This is a genomic window from Pseudomonas sp. NBRC 100443 (assembly GCF_030268185.1).
GTDB classification, from domain to species: Bacteria; Pseudomonadota; Gammaproteobacteria; order Pseudomonadales; family Pseudomonadaceae; genus Pseudomonas; species Pseudomonas citronellolis.
Genome location: NZ_BSQE01000104.1, coordinates 1 through 258, shown reverse-complemented (window position 1 = coordinate 258; position 258 = coordinate 1). Strand labels below are relative to the sequence as shown.

The window sequence follows — 258 nt, the reverse complement described above, 5'->3', positions numbered from 1 at the left end:
AACTGCTGTACCTGCTGGACTCCACCACGATCACCCTCAAGGGCCCTGGCTTCGACGAATGGACGCTGTCCAATCGAACCCGCTCCCAGGGGCTGAAAGTCCATGTGCTGTATGCCGAGCAGGCGGCAGCACCGGTGCATTGCAGCTTCAGCGCAGCCAACGTCAACGACATCGACGAAGGCCGGACGCTGGGTATCGAGCCACAGGCCACCTACGTATTCGACAAGGGCTATTACGACTTCAACTGGTGGGCGAGCC

Annotated in this window: 1 protein-coding gene; it reads left to right on the top strand. The window is 60.5% G+C overall.

Annotation, left to right across the window (positions count from 1 at the left end; genetic code table 11):
* Positions 1-258, top strand: a 258-nt coding sequence (locus QSJ95_RS32735) for a transposase (RefSeq protein ID WP_285647910.1), incomplete at both ends; no start/stop codon positions are given.